This window comes from Microseira wollei NIES-4236, assembly GCF_020521235.1.
Classification (GTDB): domain Bacteria; phylum Cyanobacteriota; class Cyanobacteriia; order Cyanobacteriales; family Aerosakkonemataceae; genus Microseira; species Microseira wollei.
Genome location: NZ_BLAY01000417.1, coordinates 1 through 1,664, shown reverse-complemented (window position 1 = coordinate 1,664; position 1,664 = coordinate 1). Strand labels below are relative to the sequence as shown.

The window sequence follows — 1,664 nt, the reverse complement described above, 5'->3', positions numbered from 1 at the left end:
AAGTAGAAGACCTCTTAATGGACTTTCAAGTTAGCAATATCATTCGGTTTGATGAAACAGGTTTTGTCTTAGATGAGCAAGTTACAACTCTCGTTCCACCTCTGGTTGTAGATTCAGTAGTAAAGCCCATGCTATCCAAGCATTCTCTCCTTCCTGAGAATATCTTAGAATGGTCTCTCCACCAAGGTGGAACCAAGGTTTTGTCTGAGTTTACAAAGCCAGAAATACTCGGACTAAGTGATGCCCAGATTGCTAGATCAAAGGAGTTTTTTAAGAATTTTGGAAATATGAGTTCACCAAGTTGCTTTTTGGTATTCGACAGCTTTTTTAAAGAAGAATGTCAAGATCAGCTAGGCAAATTGGGTATGGTAGTTAGCTTTGGCGCTGGCTTGTATCAATTTTCGCTTTTATATTGCTGGACTTAGTAACTTTTAGAAGTAGCCCTGATCGCACAATCCGATTTTTTGACAATCGCAAAACTTTTTAGTCTACTGGATGTCGTGAATAAAACGTCATGTACCTTGTTGAATTTAAGTGAAACTTCTACAACTTTCTTTTTTAAAGAATTTGCAGCCAACGCGGTTGGAGATGTTCACGTCTTTTTACCTAAAGAAATTGGTGCATTATCAATTTTTTGGAATATAGAACCCATTTGATATCTTTTCCTAGCTAGCAGCTAGTCTTTTGAGCATCAATCTGATAAAACAAAGCTTGAGCTTGGCATTGGCGCGATCAAGTGTAAGTAAGTCGGCGTGAAAAAACCAAACTATGTGAAGATAAGTAAATACGGAGAATACATCTACCGAGGTGAGTAAGATATGGGCGCTCGTTTAAGGGTGTTTTTGACTCGCGATCAGGATAAAACTCTATTAAACCTAAGAACTGCAGATGCACCACAGAAAGTCAAAGACCGAGCAGAGATAATCAGGTTAAATGCACATGGCTGGTACGTTGAAAAAATAGCTGCCCATTAAAACTTACCACCACAAACAGTCAGAGAAGTTCTGCATAAATGGGAAAAGCTTGGTATACAAGGACTTTGGGATAAACCAGGTCGAGGGGGAAAACCCAAATGTCAGGAGTCAGACATAGTTTTTTTGGAAGAATGCTTGAAAACAGAACCACGCACATACAACAGTCTTCAATTAGCTCAAAAATTAGAACGCGATCGCTCTATTAAACTGAGTCCCGACAGATTAAGACGGGTACTCAAAAAAAGGGGGTCATTTGGAAAAGAAGCAGGAAAAGCCATAAAGGGAAACAAGACCCAGTAATACGGGAACAAAAGCAAGCAGACTTAGATATGCTGGAATTAGCTGCGGCTACCGGAGAAATAGACCTAAAATATTTGTCAGCCCGCCCTGAAATAAATTACTTGCTCATATCTCAAGTTTGTTGCAACTAACATCTGGCACCATTTGCAACTAGAGGCTCTGCCTCTAGATTCTCGTTCCCAGGCTGAGCCTGGGAAACGAGGTGTGGGAGGCAGAGCCTCCTTTGTGATTGAGAATGGTGCAAGATGTCTATTGAAACAAACTGAACTAAACGCGGCAGTCCCCACCTTCTTATAAGGTGGGGAAGGATAGCGGTCAAAAAAGAGGGTTCGATGCCCTCTTTTTTGACAATTTCTGATCGAGGGAACGAATAAACTCTCTAAATACTTC

The 1,664-nt window shown here is 40.6% G+C and carries 2 protein-coding genes and 1 pseudogene; all 3 read left to right on the top strand.

Annotated features, from left to right (window positions below; genetic code table 11):
* Positions 1-425, top strand: a pseudogene (locus MiSe_RS48915) (hypothetical protein); the annotation flags it as partial.
* Between the two features lie 39 nt (positions 426-464).
* Complete coding sequence (locus MiSe_RS48910) at positions 465-656, top strand: hypothetical protein (protein WP_226594760.1); 192 nt, start codon at positions 465-467, stop codon at positions 654-656.
* Positions 657-1,004: 348 nt separating this feature from the next.
* Positions 1,005-1,274 (top strand): helix-turn-helix domain-containing protein, encoded by a 270-nt coding sequence (locus MiSe_RS48905; protein WP_226594763.1) that lies wholly within the window; start codon positions 1,005-1,007, stop codon positions 1,272-1,274.
* The last annotated feature ends 390 nt before the right edge of the window (positions 1,275-1,664 follow it).